We start from the raw sequence: 20,987 nt of genomic DNA on the forward strand, positions 1-20,987 counted from the left end.
ATTTCTATTTCTCGTTTTCTAATCAATCTGATCAATAAACTCCTGAATCTGCTGTTGTGTTTTTCTTAATTTATTGACATATCTTCCAACTTCTTTACCATCACGATAAGCGACGAAAGATGGAATACCCATAATCTCTAAATCAATACACAAATCAACCATTTCATCACGATTTATATAATAGAAAGTCCACTCTGGATTTTGTGCTACTAAATCATCAATAAATGTTTTTAAAAAATGACAATCTGGACACCATGTTGTTGAAAATACTAACATAGCATTTCCTTTAATTGCATTTTCAAATGCTTGTAAATCACTAATCTTTATTAAATTATCCATTTTTATTAACTCCTTTAAATGTTGTTTTGACTTGATATATTGGACCAAATGGAGAAAACTTTCTCTCATATTCTGTTTGAATATTATCCTCATATCCTTCACTATGATGCAAGTCTAAGCATACATCTTCAAAATGTAATCCATAGTTTTGAAATGACACCAAAGAATATTCAAACAATGAACGGTTATCTGTTTTTAAAATCAATTCACCATTATCAATAAGAATATTTTGATATACATCTAAAAATGCAGGTGATGTTAAACGTCTTTTTGTATGTCTTTTCTTAGGCCAAGGATCACTAAAATTTAAATGTATACGATTCACTTCATGTTTACCAAAAACTTCTGTTAAAAGAATAGCATCTTCTTTTAATAATTTTAAATTTGATGGTATTGCTTCTAATTGATCTATTTTTTTAATAGCACCTACCATAACACTTGGAAATTTTTCAATTCCAATATAGTTGATATTTGGATAACGTAAAGCATTTTCAATAATAAAATCACCCTTACCCATTCCAATTTCAATATATATAGGATTTGAATTTCCAAATAACTCATTCCATTTTCCACGATATTGTTTACCATCTAAAATCACAATATCATCATGTGCAGCTAAAATATCATTAGCTTTAGGATTATTTCTTAAACGCATATAAGCCTCCTATATTTTTTTATTGTAACACAGTTTCACTCTTTAATCTATCTAATTCTTCATCAGTTAAAGGACGATAAGCTCCTAATTCAAGATTTTCATCTAAGTTTAAATTTTTCATACGTATTCTCTTTAAATAAATAACTTCTTTACCAACAGCATGAAACATTTTCTTAACCTGATGGAATTTTCCTTCATAGATTTCTACTTCAATCTCACTATGATTTTGTGTTGTTGATAAAATTTTTAAATGTGCACTTTGACATTGATATTCATTATCAATAACAACACCAGATAAAAAGGTTTGAACATCATCATCTGTTACAACACCTTGAATTTTTGCATAATACACTTTAGGGCAATGTTTTTTAGGTGATAACAGCTGATGAGCAAGAACACCATCATTTGTAATCAATAATAAGCCTTCAGTATCAACATCTAATCTCCCAACAGGAAATAAATCTTGGCGATAATTTTCTTCAATTAAATCAATAACAGTTGGATAAACATTATCTTCAGTGGCACTCACATAGCCAGCAGGTTTATTTAACATATAATAAACATATTCCTGATAATGAATACGTTCATCATCAACATAGACCTTATCTCCTACAGGATCAACATGATGTTTATCTTTTTTAATAACTTCACCATTGACTTTCACATAACCATTTTTGATTAATTGTTTTACTTCTTTACGTGTCCCAAAACCACAATGGGCTAATAATTTATCTAATCTCATGATTGTACCTCAATATATTTTTCTACTTTTTGTGTTTTTTCTTTATCCAAATAATAACAAACATATATTTTTACATCTTGTATCTTTTCAGTTTCTCCAGAAAGCTGAACTCCTTTATAAAAATGTTGACTTTTATCAATATAATCAACTTTCATGTGGCTGATAGAGTCATCAACAATTCCTAAAACCGGACACATCTTTTGATCACCTTCATGAGCATATGCCATAGCCTCGATATAATACATATCAACCTGTGGCTGGTCGATAATAACATCATAACGATAACTATCTTCTAAATCATAAAAAACAACTTGAACATGAAATGGATAATCTGTATCAAATTCCTGATGTGATATTAACTGTTCTTTAATTTGATAATATTCCTGAAATTGTTCATCAGAAGATGATGATTGACATGCCACACAGAACAAAGAAATCAATAAACATATTAATATTTTTTTCATATCATCACCGCTTCTATTATAACAAATTTATAATCAGATAGCTATATGAAATCATCATGCTCATAATGAAAAAAGGTATCATTATGACTAGCATAACAATACCTTATTTTCAATACAACATTGAAAAATTTATTTTCCACGACATTCAAATGTATCACAAGCAGTTTCTGCATTTTTCTTTGCTTCAACGCAGTGACAATTACCGACATGAATACAGTTTGCTTCACAACATCCATCACAATAATATTTACAACTATCTACGCTACATTTAACATCCTTAGCCATAGTTTCACCTCCATATATTATTATGGCTTGATGGACTATGAATATACAATCAAACAACTAAAACTGTATTCAAGATTTCCATGACATGATGTTAAAGCAACCTGATATTGCATATCCTGAATTTGCGGATTTTCTTTTTGAATAAATTCATTAAGTGCATCTTCTAAATCCAATTCATGTGTTTTTTCTATGATTTTAATTTTCATATGTCTATTATAACATCATGACTATATTCAATTTGTCAACTATTGACGTATTTCAATAGCAAATTGGCAACTGAATTCTTGTTGTAGTTCTAATGAAATGATACCTTCTTTATCTTTAAATTCGCCATCAAAGTCGATATAATCTCCATGTCCGTTCCATGGTTCTAAAGCTAATAATCCACCGACATGTTTACTTGCCCAGATACCAAGATGTGGATAATTTTTCATATGGAAATAAATAGCTTTTTGATGATTAATTGATTTTAATGCAACATAACTTGATTGAAAATCTTTAAACACAATAGCATCATTATCCAATAATGCCTGTCTTACAAAGAAACGTTTTTCATGATCAAAAAATGGTTTTGTTGTACGTGACATGGCACGATGAGCAACATCAATGACTTTCTGATCAAGAGTTTCTTCTTTTTCAAATTCAACATAGTAATCATTGCTTGATTCATTTTCCATAAACGGACATGCAAATGCTGGATGTCCACCAATCTGGAAATAAATTGTTTTTTGATCAGTATTTTTGACAACACATTGACATTCCAATGTATTCCCTTTTAAAGTATAAATGACTTTCAAATTAAATAAATATGGATATTGTTTTAAAATATCTTCATTTGGAGTTAATTCAAACTCAACGCAAGTATCAGATAATTGATGTGTCATATATTCATTATGTCTAGAAAAACCATGTTGTGTCATATGATATGTTTGTCCATCTATACGACATTCATCATTATGCAAAGCACCTACAATTGGGAAAAGTATTGGTGCACTACTTGCCCATAATGATGGATCTCTACGCCACATATAGTTTATTTGATCATGTTGTCCGATAATTTTAATAATTTCAGCACCTTTTGCATTTAATTCAACTTCTAATTCACTATTTTTTAAAATCACCATATTCTATACCTACCTATTTCAATTGTCCCTTAATCATTGTTTGTTGAATTTGAATGTTGTCATCAAAGAAAATAATATCTGCATAATTTCCCACTTTAATTTCTCCTAATAATGGTTCATTTAAACTCTGAGCAGGATTATAACTTGCTAAATTGACAGCTTCATTTAATGTTAATCCAAGATGTTCATAAGCATTTTTAACAGCCACATTCATTGAAACAATACTTCCTGCTAATGTTCCATCAATCAATCTTGCTTCTCCGTCTTTTACATAAACATCTTGATTTCCTAAAAGATATTTTCCGTTTTCCAAACCTGCTGCTTCAAGAGAATCTGTAATTAAAATCAATTTATCTTTACCTTTAGTACGTAATAATGCTTTAGCAGCTGCATAATTGACATGTACGCCATCTAAAATCAATTCTGCATAAACACTATCATTGATCATAACAGCTCCAACAACACCTGGTGCTCTATGTGTTAATGGTGTCATAGCATTATAAGTATGTGTTCCTGAAGTTGCCCCCGCATCAATAGCCGCTTGAGCTTGTTCATAAGTTGCATTTGTATGTCCTAAAGAAACAACTGTATTCTTATCTTTTAAATAAGATATGAGTTCTAATGAGTGTTCTAATTCAGGAGCAATAGAAATTTTTCTGATGATATCCTGATGATCTTGAACAAAAGATAAATAATTATCAACTGTTGGCAAAATCATACATTCTTCTGGTTGTGCTCCTTTATATTTTTTATTAAAGAAAGGTCCTTCTAAGTGTGTACCTAAAACTTGAGCCCCTTCAACTTTATCTTTATTGACAGCAATATTTTCAATAGCTTTAGCAATATCATCAACAGGCATAGTCATTGTTGTTGGTAAAAATGATGTTACTCCTGTTTTTAAAGTTGCTTTAGAGATTGTGTTTAAATCATCAAATGTAGCATACATCGTATCACTACCACCACGACCATGCGTATGTACATCAATGAAACCTGGGCTTACATAAGCACCTTTTGCATCAATAATATCTTCATCTTCTGGTTGACGATCACTAATTTCTGTAATCTTATCATCTTCAATAAATACATTTTTGTTTACAATTTCATCATGTAAAATGATTTTCCCGTTTATAATACATTTTTTCATTTTTTATGTCCTCCTTCTATTATTATATGCTTATTAACCTTAATCTTCAAACAATATATAAAAAAAGATTTCTAATCATTAGAAATCTTTTTTTGTTGATTTAATTCTTCAATAATACTTTCAATTTTATTACCATATTCAATTGATGTATCTATAACAAACTGTAGCTCAGGACATTTACGAACTGTTAAACGTTTTGCTAAAAGAGTACGAATAAATCCTTTAGAGTGTTGTAAAGCTTCCATTCTTTTTTGAGGATTTTTATTTAAAAAAGAAACATAAACCTTAGCAATTGATAAATCATTTGTTACTTCTACACCAGTAATCGTACAAAAACCTATGGCTGGATCTTTAACTTCCATTTGAATAATATCAGATAATTCTCTTTGAATAATATTATTTAATTTTTCTTTTTTTAATACCATAAAAGATCAGCTCCTATTTTCTTTCGACTTCTTCCATGATGAATCCTTCAATGATATCTCCTTCTTTAATATCATTATAGTTTTCAATTGTCATACCACATTCATACCCAGCCGATACTTCTTTTGCATCGTCTTTAAATCGTTTTAAAGATGCTAATTTTCCTTCATAAATAACAACACCATCACGGATTAAACGAATACCACAATCTCTACGTATATATCCATCTGTTACATATGAACCAGCAATATTTCCAATTTTAGAAACCTTGATAACTTGTCTAATTTCAGCTTGACCAGTTACAACTTCTTCTAATTCAGGAGCAAGCATACCACGCATAGCCGCTTCAATTTCTTCAACCATTTTATAAATAATATTATGAAGTCTGATTTCTACTCCTTCTTCCTCTGCTTTACGTCTTACGTTAGCATCAGGACGAACATTAAATCCATAAATAATAGCTTTAGAAGCACTAGCCAATAAAACATCAGATTCACTGATTGCACCAACAGTCGAACGAATAACATTGACACGTACACCATCAATATCAATCTTTTCTAATGAACCCTTAACGGCCTCAGCTGTACCATTGACATCAGCTTTGACAATAATATTTAGATGAGCAACCTGTCCTTCTTTAATTTGGTTGAACAAATCATCTAAGCTCATTGCTGAGCTAACACCACGATCTTGTTCCTGTTTAGCCTTTTGTCTTTCTTCTCCAACATGACGAGCCATCTTTTCGGTTTCAAATGCCATAAACTTATCACCAGCTACAGGCACATCATTCAATCCTGTAATTTCTACTGGAGTTGAAGGACCAGCTTCTTTTAATTCTTTTCCATGATCACCAAGCATCTGACGAACACGTCCAAAGGCAGTTCCAACAACAATTGGATCTCCAGCTCTTAATGTTCCATTTTGTACAAGTAAAGTTGCAACAGGTCCTCTTCCTTTATCCAAACGACCTTCAACAACACTACCATAAGCATAACGTTTTGGATTTGCTTTTAAATCAGCAAGTTCTGCAACAACTGTCAATGTTTCTAATAATTCCTGAATTCCAATTCCTTTTTTTGCAGAAATATTACAGTAAACTGTATCTCCACCCCATTCTTCAGGCATTAAACCTAATTCACTCATTTCACCTTTGATACGTTCAGGATCAGCACCTTCTTTATCAATTTTATTAATAGCGACAACAATAGGTACACCAGCAGCTAAGGCATGGTCAACTGCTTCTTTTGTTTGTGGCATAACGCCATCATCAGCAGCAACAACAATAATAACAATGTCTGTTAATTGCGCTCCACGGGCACGCATTGCAGTAAATGCTTCATGTCCAGGCGTATCCAAGAACGTGATTTTCTTTCCATTCACTTCAACCTGATAAGCACCAATATGTTGAGTAATACCACCAAATTCGCCTTCTGCCACTCTTGATTTTCTAATATAATCAAGTAAAGTTGTCTTACCATGATCAACATGTCCCATAATTGTAACAACTGGTGGACGACCAACTAAATCAGCTTCATCATCAATGATTTCAATATCTTCAAAGTTAATTTCACTGACAATAACCTTTTTCTTTACTTCATAACCATACTCAAGACAAATTAACTCAACTTGTTCATCATTTAATGATGAATTGATTGTTACCATTGTTCCAAGCATGAATAAAACTTTAATAACATTAGCTGGTGTCTGTCCAATCATCTCAGCTAATTCACCAACTGTAATACCATCTTCATATTCAATAATTCCATCTCCCAATTTCTTTTCTTCCTTTTTTTGTGGAATATTAGAAATGAGTTTCTTTTTATGATGGTTTCCCTTTTTCTTTGTTGATGTATTCTTTTTTGCCATAATATCAACCTCCTCATTTTGATTTGATTTTATTTGCAAAACCTTTATCCAATATACCTAACGCAACACGATTGTTTTTCCCAATGGCTTGAGAAAGTTCTTCACTTTGTCCCATAACACAATAATCAATATGATAATAGGTACATTTATCAATATATTTCTTTTTGGTATTATCACTTGCATCTTCTGCAATGATAACAAAATCAACCTTTTTTTGTCGAATTGACTTTAATAACACATCTCCTGTAGCAATTTTTCTAGCACGCATTGCTAATCCCAACAATGAAATCGTACTTTTATCCAACATATTTTTTTAATTCTTCAAAAATCTCATCAGGTATATCTACTTCAAGAGATTTTTTTAAAACTCCTTTTTTTTGAGCTATTTCAATTGCTTCAAGGCTTCTCTTTAAATAAGCACCTCTTCCATTCATCTTTCCTGTTGGATCAACAAATACTTCACCTTCTTTATTTCTCACCACACGAATCAATTCTTTTTTAGGCAATTGTTCTTGTGTTGCTACACACTTTCTTAAAGGTATCTTTCGCACTCAAAATCACCCCTATTTTTCATCATAATATTTGTCAAATTCATCATAATCAATGTCTTCATCATATTTTGGATCATAATCATAATCATCATACTCATCATAGTCATCATAATCATCGAATTCTTCTGATTCTTCTGATTCCTCTGATTCATCATGATCTTCTTGATACATATCACTATCTTCTTCTATTATATCATTTTCTTCGAAATTTTCTTGTAATTCTTCATCTGTTTCAGATAATTTATCTTCAAATGATTCTTCAATAACAGGTTCGTCTTCTTTTATCATTTCTGCTTCAAATGATTTTTCAAATTCAGCATCCTCACCATATATAATACCTTCATTTGCAGCTTCACTAACTGACTTGATATCTATTTTCCATCCAGTTAATCGTACTGCTAAACGTGCATTTTGACCTCTTTTTCCAATAGCAAGTGATAACTGATTATCAGGAACTATAACTAAAGCACTGTGTTTTTCTTCATCAATATCGACATGTACAACATCTGATGGTGATAAGGCGTGTGAAATATACACAACTGGATCTTCACTCCATTCAACAATATCAATCATTTCTCCATTTAATTCATTCACAACATTGCGTACACGGCTTCCTTTTGGACCAACACATGCTCCAATAGGATCAATATTTTCATGACTTGTATAAACTGCAATCTTGCTACGATCTCCAGCTTCACGAGATACAGATTTGATTTCAACAGTTCCATCATAAATTTCAGGAACTTCCATTTCAAATAATCTTTTTACTAATCCAGGTTCTGTTCTTGAAACACCAATATGTGTTCCTTTTGTATTACGTTCAACATCACTCACATAAACTTTAATACGTTGCCCTTCATATATCTTTTCACCTGGAATTTGTTGATTTAATGGTAATAAAGCACCTGTTCTACCAATATTAATAATCGCAAAACGTTCTTCTACGCGATCAACAGTTCCATTAATAATATCGTCTTTTTTATCAATATATTCGTTATATAATGTTTCTTTTTCAGCTTCACGAATTTTTTGTTTCAACAACTGTTTTGTCTGAATAGCTGCCAAACGTCCAAAAACTTCTGGATCAACTTCAGTGACAACATCATCACCTATTTGATACTTAGGATTAATCATTTGAGCTTCTTCTAAAGACAGTTCATAATCTTCATCATTGACATCATCAACAACATGTTTAATCTCATATAAACGAATCTTTCCATTGATTTCATTAATTTCAACACGAATAATTGACTCAGGACCACCATAGTTCTTTTTATATGATTTTTCTAATGCTTCTTTTAAAGCATCAAGCACAATTTCTTTTTTGATACCTTTTTCACTTTCTAATAAATCAAGTGCCTGAATAAATTTTTTACTAGCCATTTTACATTATCCTCCTTAAAATTTAACAGCTAACCTTATAAAAGCAATATCATTATAATCAATATTGCATTTTTTCTTAATGTTTTTTACCATATACTGTAACTCAATTTGAGTACCTTCAACATTCAGTATTGTCCCATAAACCTCATTCATGCCTTGAGTTGGATTCTTAAACTGGATATATACATACTCTCCAATAGATTGTTGAACTTTTTCAAGTGTTTTTAATGGTTTTTCAGCACCAGGTGAAGATACTTCTAAATAATACTCATCTTCAATCAAATCTTCCTGATCTAACATATCGCTAATAGCTTCACTCACTGCAACACATGTATCCATATCAAGATGACCATTATTTTTCTCAATAAAAATTCTTAAATACCATTCATTTTTTTCTTTGACATATTCAATGTCATCTAAATAAACATCATGATCATTTAATATAGGTTGAATAAGTTGTTTGATTTTTTCTAGCATATAATCCTCCGTTTACAAATATAAACGAGAGGGTTTCCCCTCTCGTAAATCACTGATTACTTTTATAATATAACATAATCAATCACAAAAAACAATGCTTTCATCACCATTTTTATGAGAAATCAAATAATGATAATTGATTCTCTTCAGACATATTTTCAAATGCCCCCAGTTTTGTTAGAAAATCAATTTGATTATTTGTTAATTTTGTACGTTTCATGACATCTTCTTTTGATAAGAATTTATTTTTCTGTCGTGCTTCAACAACACTATCACCAACGGATGTTCCTAAACCATCAATAGAAACAAATGGTGGTAATAATGCCGAGTCATCATCTGGATCTATAATAAAGTTCTGCGAATCAGATTTTTCCAAAGAAATATTACTAAAATGCATTCCTCTTTCAAACATTTCTAAGGCGATTTCAAAAACAGAAATCAAAGCTTCTTCTTTATTTGAAATTTTGACTCCGTTTTGCTTATCATTTAAAATGCTCTGATATTTCGCATAGACAGCTTCCTTTCCTTGAATCATCGTTTCAATATCATAGGCATCACAACGTGTCGTGAAATAGACAGCATAATATTCTCTAGGATAATATAATTTCCACCAAGCAACACGTACGGCACTTAAAACATACGCAGCAGCATGAGCTTTAGGGAACATGTATTTGATTTTTTTACATGACTCAATATACCATGTTGGTACATCATGCTGACGCATTAGCTCTTCATATTTTTTCTCTGGAAAAACAACCGGTGATTTTCCTTTACGAACGCATTCCATAATATCAAAAGCATCTTTATTAGGTAGACCTTTTTCAATCAAATAAACCATAATATCATCACGACACCCAATAACTTCTTTTAGTGTACATGTTCCTGAACTAATCAGTGTTTCAGCGTTTCCAAGGTAAACATCTGTTCCATGAGATAGCCCTGATAAAATAACCAAATCACTAAATGAAGTCGGATGCGTCTGTTCAAGCATCCCACGTACAAACTTAGTACCAAACTCAGGCAATCCAAGTGCTCCCGTTTTACAGTTTAAATAACTCAAATCAATGCCTAATGCTTCTGTCGAATTAAATAAACTCATGACTTTTGGATCATTGGTTGGAATATCCTTAGGATTAACGCCAGTTAAATCTTGCAGCATTCTAATAACGGTTGGATCAACATGTCCTAAAATATCAAATTTTAATACATTATCATGAATAGCATGGAAGTCAAAATGCGTTGTTTTCCATTCCGCAGATAAATCATCAGCAGGATATTGATATGGTGTAAAATCAAAGACATCCATATTTTCAGGAATAACAATGATTCCTCCTGGATGCTGACCAGTTGTACGTTTTACACCCGTACATCCTTTAGCAATTCTTTCCAGTTCAGCCTGACGCATAGTATTTTCTTTTCCCATTAACTCTGCATAACCTTTTGCATAACCATAAGCTGTTTTTTCAGCTACAGTTGAGATTGTACCGGCACGATAGACATGACTTTCACCAAAAATTTCTTTTGTATAAGCATGAGCCGTTGGCTGATAATCACCTGAGAAGTTCAAATCAATATCCGGTACTTTATCAGCATTAAATCCCAAGAATGTTTCAAATGGAATGTTATGTCCATCACCTTTTAAAGGATGTCCACATTTCGGACATTTTTTATCAGGAAGATCATAACCATTAGCAATATACCCTTCGGGTAAAAACTCATTATATTGACAATGTGGGCAATAATAATGCGGAGGTAAAGGATTAACTTCTGAAATATTAGCCATTGTCGCAACAAATGACGACCCTACTGATCCTCGACTTCCTACAAGATAGCCTGCCTCGTTAGATTTTTTAACAAGCTTATGTGCAATATAATAGATAACTCCAAACCCATGTTTAATGATATTATCTAATTCCTTTGTTAAACGCTTTTCAACAATATCAGGTAGGACTTCTCCATATTGTTTATGCGCATTATCAAAACATAATTGACGTAAATTTTCATCAGCATTATCAATATGAGGTGTAAATAATTTATCATGAACAACATGGAAGGAACCATCAATCATATCTGCAATTTTATTTGTATTTTCAATAACATATTCATACTTTTCATCTTCACTTAAATAAGAAAGACTATCCATCATTTCCTGAGTTGTACGCAAATACTCATCAGGTATCCAGGCTGTAGGATTATTACGGTCTGTCAATGGATGCAAAGCTCCACCTAATCCAATCTTAGGATTGCATGTAAAAACATCTCGGAAAATTTTATCTTTTTGATCTAAATAATGAACATCACCAGTCGCAACAATCAATTTTCCCATTTCTTTTGCAGTATCTACAATACGACGCAAAATACGAGTGAGATCTTCCATCGTATCAACACGGCCTCTTTCAACAAAATATTGGCATATATCTAATGGAAGAATTTCAATATAATCATAAAAAGACATCGCTTTTTTTAATTCATCAAGACTTCTTGTCATTGCAAGATCAAAAATTTCTGAGTTATAGCACCCACTACCAAATAATAAACCTTCACGATAAAACTCTAAACGTTCTCGTGGAATACGTGATGTTTTTTCAAAATAAGTTGTATTCGCTTCAGAAACAAGTTTAAACATATTTTTTAAACCTGTTTTATCTTTAGCAAGAACACACATGTGTTTAGGACGAACAATCTTATATGCCTGTGGACATTCCATTTTATTCATATCCAATACATTATAATAACCTTGTTGCATCAAATCATGTAACATCATATTAAAAACACCAGCTAAAACTTCAGCATCATAATCAGCACGATGGGCATCATCACCATCATAAGGAATACGATAATGTCTGGCAACATTACCTAAACGATATCCTTTCAAATCTGGTAAAAGCTTCCACGCTAAAGTTAATGAGTCAATAGCTGGATTCTTTAATTTCTGATATCCATATCGTGTTAAGATTTCATTTAAAAATCCAACATCAAAAGTTGCATTATGAGCCACAATAACATCATCACCAAAGAAGTCTAAAATTTTCGGTATAAATTCTTCAATTGAAGGTGCATTTTTAACATCTTCATTTGTAATATGTGTTAAATTGGTAATCTTCTGTGAGATACGTTTATGAGGTTTAATAAGGCTTTGAATACGATCAATTTCCTGTCCATTTTTTATTTTAACCGCACCAAATTCAGTAATATCATCATCCATAACAGATAATCCAGTTGTTTCAAGGTCAAAAGATACAAATGTTAAATCTTTTAATGTTTTGTCTGTTTCATTATAAACAACTGTAAATTCTGGATCAATCATATACATTTCGACCCCATAAATCATTTTGATCTTATGTTTCTGACTTGCTGTTTGTGCCTCTGGAAATGATTGAACATTTCCATGATCAGTAACGGCTATAGCCTGATGTCCCCAATAAGCAGCTCTTTCGATATACTCAGAAATACTGCCAATTCCATCCATTGCTGACATCTTTGAATGCACATGTAATTCAACACGTTTTTTTTCAGACTGATCTTGACGTATTTTAGGTGAAGGAATGACTTCTACTTCTCGAGCCACAATAACAGTATCTTTCATATATGTATCATATTCAACATTTCCTTTTACACGTACCCAAACATTACCTTTTTTGACTTTATTCATCTCTTCAACACTGTTGCCACCTTTATTTTCAAAACGTTTAACAACAATACTGTTGGTATAATCAGTCACATATAATGATTGAATTGTTTTTCCTGATTTGACTTTCTTAGATTCTTCTTTAAAAACATAGCCTTGAATCATCACTTCTTTGACCGTGTCATCAATTTCATCAATTGTTAATGAAAAATAATCTTTTTTATATCCTTGATACTTTGGTTTATTTTCTTTTTTGGGAGCCTCACTAACCTGATCAAATGTTTTCATATCAACTTGAACTTCATTTAAAGCATCCATTTCCTCTTGGATGGATTGATATGTTTGATTATTTTGATCAATAAAAGCATGAAAACCAATTTGCATTCCAAATTTATTAAAATACTTATCAAAAATTTTATATAATTTCTCTAGCTGATTGAGTTGAATATCATTAATAACCTCAATTTCAAGAGTATTATTTTCAAAAGATAATAAATCTTCTTTAATAAAATCAATTTGTGGAAAACGATGTTTTAATCCATCAAAAATAAATAGAGCATATTCTTTAACGTCTTGAGGAGTATACGAAGATGCCCAATCAAAAAGAAATTCACATGGATAAGGAAATTCTTTTTTAGCTGCGAATAATAATCTGATTTCTGTTAATGGCACAATATGTGATGCACCAATATAAAATGTATAAGAGTTATCTTTATGTACAATTACACGCTCAATATAAGCATGTTTCAAAGCAGAAACTTCGTTTTCAAGATGAAGCTGCTGTAATAATATAAGCATTTTATCCATCCAATAAACCTCCTATAGCAAAAAGGGATAAAAATCCCTTTTATTGAAATATTCTTAAAACATCTTGATATGTGACAAAAATCATTAATAACATAACCAATCCTAATCCACAAAGCTGCAAAGCAATCTTGATTTTTTCAGGCAATTCTCTTCCAATAACCTTTTCAATTAATGCAAAAATAACCTGACATCCATCCAAACCAGGAATTGGCAATAAGTTAAAGATACCTACATTGACTGAAAGCAAAGCCAATAAATTTAAAATGTAAGTAATCTGCCCAGTTTGTGTGACCTGCGAAGTGACCTGATAAATCCCAACAGGCCCAGAAAGCTGTGTAACTGTTTCACTAAAACGAGTAATCAATTGACCAAGAGCCACAAAAATCGCAACACTCATTTCACCAATAGAAATAAACGTATATTGAATCGCTTCAGCTATATTCATAGAACGTGTTGCCTGATAAATTCCTAATTTATAAGCTTGTGATGACTGATCATATTTTAAAGTTGCCTGTAAATTTTTTGTCTGCCCATCACGATCCACTTTAATTTGAACATGGATTGTAGATGCGGTTGTCTGAAGATCTTTTTGAGTCAGTTGAATATCCCCAAAATTTGATACTAAAATAACTTGTCCTGTTTCATTAATCGTTAATTCTTGAATAATATCTCCCGTTTCTAATCCTGCCTGTTGAGCAGGAGAATTTTCTATAATTTGACCAACTTGAGCTGTTTGAACAGGTAACTGACCACTCAGTGCATTAACACCAAATGTGACAACAACTGCCAATACAAAATTCATAAAGACTCCAGCTAAAAAGATAATCACTTTCTGATATGTTTTAATTCCTTTTAAAGTTCTTTCAAGAGGAATATCTTTGAGTTCTTCTTCATCACTCTGTTCTTCACCAGCCATAGAAACAAAGCCCCCAAAAGGCAAAGCACGAATTTCATATTCCGTTTCCTTACCTTTTTTAGACCATAATTTAGGACCAAATCCTATTGAAAAGTGTGAACAATAGACACCAAAAATTTTAGCAGCAATGAAATGTCCAAATTCATGAATAATAATGATTGAACCTAATATCAATAAAAATACTATGATAGTAATGATTGTCTGCATCTATATTTCTCCTACTCTTTCTTTTACAAAATTTCTTGCCCATTGATCAATTTCAATGAGTTGTTCTAAAGTTGGATGATCAATCCAATGATGCGCACGCATAGCTTCTTCAACATATTTTTCAATATCTAAAAATTCAATTTTTTTCTTTAAAAATAAAGTATTTGTCTGTTCATTTGCACCATTTAAAACACATGGCATTGAACCTCCTCTACGCCCTGCTTCATATGCCAAAGCTAATGCATGAAAACGATGAAAATCAGGTTTTTCAAAATGCAAAGTTCCCACTTCACTTAATGATAAACGTTTGCCACCCATTAATGGGAAACGATGCGGATAAGTTAAAGCATATTGAATAGGTAAACGCATGTCCGGTGTTCCAAGCTGTGCAATAACAGCAGTATCCTTATATTCAACCATGGAATGTATAATACTTTCTGGATGAATAAGAACTTCTATATCGTCATAATCAACATCAAAAAGCCATTTGGCTTCCATGACTTCAAGACCTTTATTAAATAAAGTCGCACTATCAATGGTAATCTTTGCACCCATAGACCAGTTTGGATGCTTAAGTGCATCTTCAACACTGACATGTGAAAGTTCAGATCTTGTTTTATCACGAAAACTTCCACCACTTGCTGTTAAAATAATTTTATTAATTTCTCCATGATATTCACCATTGATACATTGAAAAATAGCAGAGTGTTCACTATCTACAGGTAATAACTGTACCCCATATTCTTTTATCAGAGGAATAATCAAATGTCCAGCAACAACAAGTGTTTCTTTATTAGCCAAAGCAATATCTTTATGAGCTTTAATAGCATTCATCGTAGGAAGCAAGCCAGCAAAACCAACAATTGCATTTAAAACAATATCAATTTCACTTAAAGTCGCAATACTTACCAAACCTTCCTGACCACAATAAAAATGAACATCTTTGTATTTTCTTTGAAGATAAAGCATATCTTCTTCATTTTGAACACAAATATGCTTAGCATGAATAACTGTCATTATCTGTTCTAATAAATCAATATTTCGACCTGCACTCATGGCTACAATTTCAAACTCATCACGATGATGTTTCACAACATCAACAGTTTGTTGACCAATTGAACCGGTTACTCCTAAAACACAAATTTTCTTCATATTAAGCCACCACCATTGTTATAAAATGAATCAAAATACCAAAAACCATTGCATTAAAAAGAATTGAATCAAAACGATCTAAAATCCCACCATGACCAGGTAAAATCTGAGAGAAATCTTTGACTTCAAAGGTTCTTTTCATACTACTAAAAGTTAAATCACCAATTTGACTTGTCATTGTTAATATGAAACACATAATAATCAACCAGATTATGGGCATATCTATTTGAATATATGCACCGTATCCAGCAGAAAGAACAGTTCCTAAAAAGATTCCACCAATCGAACCTTCAATCGTTTTTTTAGGTGAAAGACGAGGATTTAATTTATGCTTTCCAAAACACATCCCTGTAAAATAAGCTCCTGTATCTGTACCAAAAGTAGCCAAAGCAAGAATCAAAATATATTCTAATCCATATGTTAAACGTAGTTGATAAAGCATATGTAATCCCATAGCAATTAAAACACCTGATGTAAAATAATAACACAATCTTAAAAAGTTCATACCTTCATCAAACATACTACATGCCATTAAAATAATCATATATAAAATAATAATTTCACTTGAAATCAGTAATGATTTTTCAAAATATAAAGAATAAAATACAAAGATAGCTACGATTGGATATAAATAAATATGAGCTTTGGGACGATTGCAGATAGAAAGCATTTCAAAAACAGCAATTCCTGCAACAATACCTATTAATGCCTTAAATGGTAAACCACCCCATATCACACATGGCAAAATAACAATAAGAAGAACGATAGCTGTGATAATACGTGTTTTCATTTTAAAACACCTCCAAATCTTCTTTCTCTACCTTGATATATCGCAATAGCATGATGCAATCTCTCTTCATCAAAATCAGGCCATAATGTCTCATCAAAAACAAATTCAGCATAAGCTAATTGCCAAAGTAAAAAATTTGATAAACGACATTCGCCACTACTTCTCACCATTAAATCAACAGGTGGAAGATCTTTTGTCATAAGATGTCTTTCAAAATAATCTTCTGTAATATCTTCTAAAGTAATATGACCATTTTTATATTGTTCGCAAATATCTTTTGTTGCTTCAATAATTTCATCACGGCCACCATAAATAAAGGCAAATGTCAAAATCAACCCATGATTTTGTGCTGTTTGTGCAATTGCATCTTTAATGATTTTCTGTGTTTCTATTGGAGCCATTTCTAAATGACCAATATAACGAATTTGAACATCATTATCCATTAATTCCTTCAAATAAAGATTAAAAAATTCTTTAGGTAATTTAAAAATATATTCGACTTCACTGGCATCTCTTTTAAAATTTTCAGTAGAAAAAGCATAAACAGTCATAGCCTTTACACCAAGACGGTTTGCTTCTAAGGCTAAAGTACGAATTGTTTTTGTACCTTCATGATGTCCATATGTACGTGGCATTTTTCTTTTTTTTGCCCAGCGACCATTACCATCCATAATAAAAGCAATATGTTTAGGAATATTGGTCATATCTAAATCATAATCTATTTTTCTTTTTTTCTTAAAAAACATATCGTCACCTCATAATCTTTTTGTATTATAACATAAAAGGATTCAACATGCGAACTCTTATCTTAAAATATTCTACAAAAAAACTCCTACTTTTAAGCAGGAGTCTAAAAAACTAAACTGTCATTAAATCATTTTCTTTGTCTTTTGTTAATTGATCAATGATTTTAACATATTGATCAGTTAATTTTTGAACTTTCTCTTTACCTAATTTAACTTCATCTTCAGATAAATCAGCTTTTTCAACATCATCATTAGCATTTCTACGAATGTTACGTAAAGCCACTTTTGCATCTTCAGCATATTTTTTCGCTTGTTTTACGTATTCTCTTCTTGTTTCTTCAGTTAATGCTGGGACATTGATACGAATAATTTCACCATCATTTTGTGGTGTTAATCCTAAATTAGCTTCATAAATAGCATGTTCAATATCTTTTAAAATATTTTTATCATATGGTTTAACAACAAGTTGACGTCCTTCTACAACTGAAATACCAGCAGTTTGATTTAAAGGTGTCATTTCACCCCAGTAATTAACTTTTACTCTATCAAGCATAGTTGGATTGGCACGACCAGTTCTTACTGATGAAAGTTCGTGTTTAAAAGCTTCAATAGATTTCTCCATTTTTTCTTTAGTTTCTTCTAAAATTAAATCTAGCATGTTTCTTTCCCTCCTTTTGAAATAATTGTACCAATTGATTCACCATTACATGCACGTGCAATATTACCATCTTCTTGCATATTAAATACACAAAGATCGATACCATTGTCTTTACATAATGTAATTGCTGTTTGGTCCATGATATGTAAATCTTCATTTAATACATCTAAATATGTTATATGATCATATTTTTTAGCTTGTGGGTCGATTTTAGGATCAGCTGAATAAACACCATCAACACCATTTTTAGCCATTAAAATAACATCAGCATTCATTTCAGCCGCACGCAAAGCAGCAGTTGTATCAGTTGTAAAGAATGGACTACCAGTTCCTGCTCCAAAAATAACAATACGATTTTTTTCTAAATGACGTACCGCTCTTCTTCTAATATAAGGTTCTGCCACTTCTTTCATATCAATAGCTGATAATAAACGTGTATCCAAACCAATAGCTTCTAATGCATTTTGTAAAGCCATACCATTCATCACAGTCGCTAACATTCCCATATAGTCAGCAGCGGCTCTTTCCATACCCATATCACTACCAGTTTTACCACGCCAAATGTTTCCACCACCACAAACAATAGCAATTTCTACACCTAAATCTTTAGCATCTTTAATTTGTCTTGCAACATCTGCAACAACAACTGGATTAATTCCAAATCCCTGTTCACCAGCTAACGCTTCACCACTTAGCTTTAATAAAACTCTTTTGTACTTCATATGATCTCTCCTCCATTTTACAAGAAAAGGGCACAAAAAGTGTGTCCTTTCTATTTATATAATTATCCTCTCATTTGAGCAGCAACTTCTTCAGCAAAGTTTTCTTCACGTTTTTCCATTCCTTCACCAACTTCAAAACGTACCATTTCTAAAACTTTACCATTACCTAAGTATTGAGCTACTGTTTGATCAGAATCTTTAATGAATGCTTGATCAACTAAGCACATTTCTTTTAAGTTTTTGTTTAAACGCCCTTCAATCATTTTTTCAATAATATTTTCTGGTTTTGGTTTTGCACTCTTAGCATTTTCTTCCATAGCTTGAGCTTTTAAAACAGTTCTTTCATGTTCTAAAATTTCAGCTGGAATAGCTGTTCTATCAATATATTGTGGAGCAATTGCAGCAACTTGCATCGCAACATCTTTAGCTTTCACTTCATCAATACCAGAAGCTTTAACTAAAGCACACATTTTTCCACCCATATGAGAATATGCACCGAAGATTTCATCATCATTTTTAGTCATTACAGTAAATCTTCTTAAACTTAATTTCTCACCAATTTTACCACTTTTTTCAGCAATAACAGTTCCTAAATCTTTACCTTCAACATCTAATTGTAAAGCAGCTTCTACATCTTGAGGTTTTGCATTTACAATTGTTTTTGCTGTTAAAGCTACTAATTCCTGGAATTCAGCATTTTTAGCAACGAAGTCTGTTTCAGAGTTAACTTCAACGATTGCTGCAGCATTTCCATCAACAACAAAAGCAGTTAAACCTTCAGCAGCAATACGATCTGCTTTTTTTGCAGCTTTAGCAATTCCTTTTTCTCTTAACCAGTCAAAAGAAGCTTCTAAATCACCATTACAAGCTTCAAGTGCTTTTTTACAATCCATCATTCCAGCACCAGTTTTTTCACGTAATTCTTTTACTAATTTTGCACTAATAGCCATTTTTTTCTCCTCCATCTTTTTTATAAAAAAAGGAAAGCATAAGCTTCCCCTCTTATTAACTATGCTTCAGTTTTTTCTTCTTTAACTTCAGCTGGTTTGCTTACTTCAGCAGGTTTGTTATTTTTAGGACGTCCAGCATTTTTGTATCTAGGTCCTTTTTGTTTGTTTTCTTCTACAGAAGCAACAGCATCATTCATTGATACTTCTTTATCATCTTCATCTTTTACATAGGCAACTGTTACTGGTTCACCTTTTGCTTCACATACTGCATCTGCCATAGCAGCTACAATTAATTTAACAGCTCTAATAGCATCATCATTAGCAGGGATTACATAATCCACTTCATCAGGATCACAGTTTGTATCAACGATACCAAATACAGGGATACCTAAGATTCTTGCTTCTGCAACTGCGTTATGTTCAACTTTAGGATCTACTACAAATAAAGCATTTGGTAATCTTCTCATTTCTTTGATACCACCTAAGTTCTTTTCTAACTTAGCTTTTTCTTTCATAAGAAGAACTGCTTCTTTTTTAGTGAATAATTCTAAAGTTCCATCTTCTTCCATTTTTTCTAATTCTTTTAATCTTCTAATTCTCTTTTGGATAGTTTTGAAGTTAGTTAATGTTCCACCTAACCAACGAGAATTTACATAGAAACTTCCAGATCTTTCAGCTTCAGTTTGAACAGCTTCTTGAGCTTGTTTTTTAGTTCCTACAAATAAAACTTTTCCACCTTTAGCAACGATATCCATTAAAGCTGCATAAGCTTCATCAATTTTATCAGATGATTTCTTTAAATCAATGATATAAATACCGTTTCTAGCTGTGAAAATGTATGGAGCCATTTTTGGATTCCATCTTTTTGTTTGATGTCCAAAATGAACACCCACTTCTAATAATTTTTTCATTGAAATTACTGCCATTGTAACTTCCTCCCTTTCGTTTTTTTCCTCCA

The 20,987-nt window shown here is 31.8% G+C and carries 23 protein-coding genes; all 23 read right to left on the reverse strand.

The window, feature by feature from the left end; translation table 11 throughout:
* Nucleotides 1–18: 18 nt before the first annotated feature.
* Nucleotides 19–339, reverse strand: coding sequence for a thioredoxin family protein (locus B5E48_RS04260; RefSeq protein ID WP_241146918.1), 321 nt, complete (start codon nt 337–339; stop codon nt 19–21).
* A complete protein-coding gene (gene trmB / locus B5E48_RS04265; RefSeq protein ID WP_087304199.1) occupies nt 332–994 on the reverse strand; it encodes a tRNA (guanosine(46)-N7)-methyltransferase TrmB in 663 nt (220 codons plus the stop codon). The genes B5E48_RS04260 and trmB overlap by 8 nt, the downstream gene beginning before the upstream one ends.
* Nucleotides 995–1,013: 19 nt before the next feature.
* Nucleotides 1,014–1,736 carry a pseudouridine synthase gene (locus tag B5E48_RS04270; protein WP_087304200.1) on the reverse strand — a complete coding sequence of 241 codons (723 nt, stop codon included), beginning with the start codon at nt 1,734–1,736 and terminating at the stop codon, nt 1,014–1,016.
* Nucleotides 1,733–2,200, reverse strand: a complete 468-nt coding sequence (locus B5E48_RS04275; RefSeq protein ID WP_087304201.1) for a hypothetical protein — start codon at nt 2,198–2,200, stop codon at nt 1,733–1,735. The genes B5E48_RS04270 and B5E48_RS04275 overlap by 4 nt, the downstream gene beginning before the upstream one ends.
* Nucleotides 2,201–2,329: 129 nt before the next feature.
* The gene (locus B5E48_RS04280; RefSeq protein ID WP_087244054.1) at nt 2,330–2,485 is read right to left on the reverse strand and encodes a DUF1540 domain-containing protein; all 156 of its coding nucleotides are present in this window, start codon (nt 2,483–2,485) and stop codon (nt 2,330–2,332) included.
* Nucleotides 2,486–2,520: 35 nt separating this feature from the next.
* Entirely contained in the window at nt 2,521–2,691 is a 171-nt protein-coding gene (locus tag B5E48_RS04285) for a sporulation protein Cse60 (RefSeq protein WP_087244055.1), read from the reverse strand.
* Between the two features lie 39 nt (nt 2,692–2,730).
* Nucleotides 2,731–3,609: an aldose 1-epimerase family protein gene (locus B5E48_RS04290; RefSeq protein ID WP_087304202.1), complete on the reverse strand. Its 879-nt coding sequence runs from the start codon at nt 3,607–3,609 to the stop codon at nt 2,731–2,733.
* A gap of 13 nt (nt 3,610–3,622) precedes the next feature.
* On the reverse strand, nt 3,623–4,753 hold the full coding sequence (nagA, locus tag B5E48_RS04295) for an N-acetylglucosamine-6-phosphate deacetylase (RefSeq protein WP_087304203.1): 1,131 nt from the start codon (nt 4,751–4,753) through the stop codon (nt 3,623–3,625).
* 71 nt (nt 4,754–4,824) lie between these two features.
* Complete coding sequence (rbfA, locus tag B5E48_RS04300) at nt 4,825–5,178, reverse strand: 30S ribosome-binding factor RbfA (RefSeq protein WP_087244058.1); 354 nt, start codon at nt 5,176–5,178, stop codon at nt 4,825–4,827.
* Between the two features lie 13 nt (nt 5,179–5,191).
* A complete protein-coding gene (gene infB / locus B5E48_RS04305; RefSeq protein WP_087244059.1) occupies nt 5,192–7,042 on the reverse strand; it encodes a translation initiation factor IF-2 in 1,851 nt (616 codons plus the stop codon).
* A gap of 13 nt (nt 7,043–7,055) precedes the next feature.
* Nucleotides 7,056–7,349, reverse strand: coding sequence for a L7Ae/L30e/S12e/Gadd45 family ribosomal protein (locus B5E48_RS04310; RefSeq protein WP_087244060.1), 294 nt, complete (start codon nt 7,347–7,349; stop codon nt 7,056–7,058).
* Nucleotides 7,339–7,593 (reverse strand): RNase P modulator RnpM, encoded by a 255-nt coding sequence (rnpM, locus tag B5E48_RS04315; protein ID WP_087244061.1) that lies wholly within the window; start codon nt 7,591–7,593, stop codon nt 7,339–7,341. The genes B5E48_RS04310 and rnpM overlap by 11 nt, the downstream gene beginning before the upstream one ends.
* 12 nt (nt 7,594–7,605) lie before the next feature.
* Entirely contained in the window at nt 7,606–8,976 is a 1,371-nt protein-coding gene (nusA, locus tag B5E48_RS04320) for a transcription termination factor NusA (RefSeq protein WP_087304204.1), read from the reverse strand.
* 15 nt (nt 8,977–8,991) lie between these two features.
* On the reverse strand, nt 8,992–9,453 hold the full coding sequence (locus B5E48_RS04325; protein ID WP_087244063.1) for a ribosome maturation factor RimP: 462 nt from the start codon (nt 9,451–9,453) through the stop codon (nt 8,992–8,994).
* Nucleotides 9,454–9,565: 112 nt separating this feature from the next.
* Nucleotides 9,566–13,888 carry a PolC-type DNA polymerase III gene (locus B5E48_RS04330; RefSeq protein ID WP_087304205.1) on the reverse strand — a complete coding sequence of 1,441 codons (4,323 nt, stop codon included), beginning with the start codon at nt 13,886–13,888 and terminating at the stop codon, nt 9,566–9,568.
* A 40-nt stretch (nt 13,889–13,928) separates the two neighbouring features.
* Nucleotides 13,929–15,011 carry a M50 family metallopeptidase gene (locus B5E48_RS04335; RefSeq protein ID WP_087304206.1) on the reverse strand — a complete coding sequence of 361 codons (1,083 nt, stop codon included), beginning with the start codon at nt 15,009–15,011 and terminating at the stop codon, nt 13,929–13,931.
* Nucleotides 15,012–16,163 carry a 1-deoxy-D-xylulose-5-phosphate reductoisomerase gene (locus tag B5E48_RS04340; RefSeq protein WP_087304207.1) on the reverse strand — a complete coding sequence of 384 codons (1,152 nt, stop codon included), beginning with the start codon at nt 16,161–16,163 and terminating at the stop codon, nt 15,012–15,014.
* Between the two features lies 1 nt (nt 16,164).
* The gene (locus B5E48_RS04345; protein ID WP_087296604.1) at nt 16,165–16,953 is read right to left on the reverse strand and encodes a phosphatidate cytidylyltransferase; all 789 of its coding nucleotides are present in this window, start codon (nt 16,951–16,953) and stop codon (nt 16,165–16,167) included.
* Complete coding sequence (locus B5E48_RS04350) at nt 16,950–17,699, reverse strand: isoprenyl transferase (RefSeq protein ID WP_087296605.1); 750 nt, start codon at nt 17,697–17,699, stop codon at nt 16,950–16,952. The genes B5E48_RS04345 and B5E48_RS04350 overlap by 4 nt, the downstream gene beginning before the upstream one ends.
* Nucleotides 17,700–17,811: 112 nt before the next feature.
* Nucleotides 17,812–18,357: a ribosome recycling factor gene (gene frr / locus B5E48_RS04355; protein WP_087244069.1), complete on the reverse strand. Its 546-nt coding sequence runs from the start codon at nt 18,355–18,357 to the stop codon at nt 17,812–17,814.
* The gene (pyrH, locus tag B5E48_RS04360; protein ID WP_087244070.1) at nt 18,351–19,079 is read right to left on the reverse strand and encodes a UMP kinase; all 729 of its coding nucleotides are present in this window, start codon (nt 19,077–19,079) and stop codon (nt 18,351–18,353) included. Before pyrH ends, frr begins: the two co-directional genes overlap by 7 nt.
* Nucleotides 19,080–19,141: 62 nt before the next feature.
* Nucleotides 19,142–20,029 carry a translation elongation factor Ts gene (gene tsf, locus B5E48_RS04365; RefSeq protein ID WP_087244071.1) on the reverse strand — a complete coding sequence of 296 codons (888 nt, stop codon included), beginning with the start codon at nt 20,027–20,029 and terminating at the stop codon, nt 19,142–19,144.
* Nucleotides 20,030–20,088: 59 nt separating this feature from the next.
* Entirely contained in the window at nt 20,089–20,955 is an 867-nt protein-coding gene (gene rpsB / locus B5E48_RS04370) for a 30S ribosomal protein S2 (RefSeq protein ID WP_087244093.1), read from the reverse strand.
* Nucleotides 20,956–20,987 lie beyond the last annotated feature (32 nt).

Origin of the sequence: Massilimicrobiota sp. An105 (genome assembly GCF_002161155.1) — a bacterium.
Taxonomy (GTDB): Bacteria; Bacillota_I; Bacilli_A; order Erysipelotrichales; family Coprobacillaceae; genus Allocoprobacillus; species Allocoprobacillus merdigallinarum.